This window comes from Fulvivirga aurantia, assembly GCF_009711475.1.
GTDB lineage: Bacteria > Bacteroidota > Bacteroidia > Cytophagales > Cyclobacteriaceae > Fulvivirga > Fulvivirga aurantia.
This window is the reverse complement of record NZ_SMMD01000085.1, coordinates 1-426: the sequence shown is the minus strand read 5'-3', so window position 1 is coordinate 426 and position 426 is coordinate 1. Positions and strand designations below refer to the sequence as shown.

The window sequence follows — 426 nt, the reverse complement described above, 5'->3', positions numbered from 1 at the left end:
ATATTATCTTTCTGTAGACGCATACAACACATCATATGACGGCACTTTTACACTTTGCCTGCAAGATGATGTAGACTATGACTACTACGAAGGCGCACAAGACATTACCAGCCTAATCGGCACTTGCTCGGCAGATGAAGCCTACACCACGGTTGGTGCATCACCAGATTTGAATGCAGGTTCTTGCTGGAATAACTCCGGCCCACAACTCAACAGGTGGTTTTATTTTACGGCTCCGGCCAGTGGAAGAATCAATATCACAGTTGACATTGGAGGTTCAAAAGGAACACAAAGAAGATCACAAGCTGCACTCTGGCAGAGTGATGGAACGACAGAAGTTGAATGTGCACGTTATACTTCTACTAACAGTGATGTGGTGGTACTGGGGTCGACCAGCTTAACACCAGGAAATACATATTATCTTTC

1 protein-coding gene is annotated in these 426 nt (G+C 44.8%); it reads left to right on the top strand.

The window, feature by feature from the left end:
- Positions 1-426 (top strand): hypothetical protein (locus E1176_RS20060; RefSeq protein ID WP_185152454.1); only part of this gene is annotated, 426 nt, incomplete at both ends.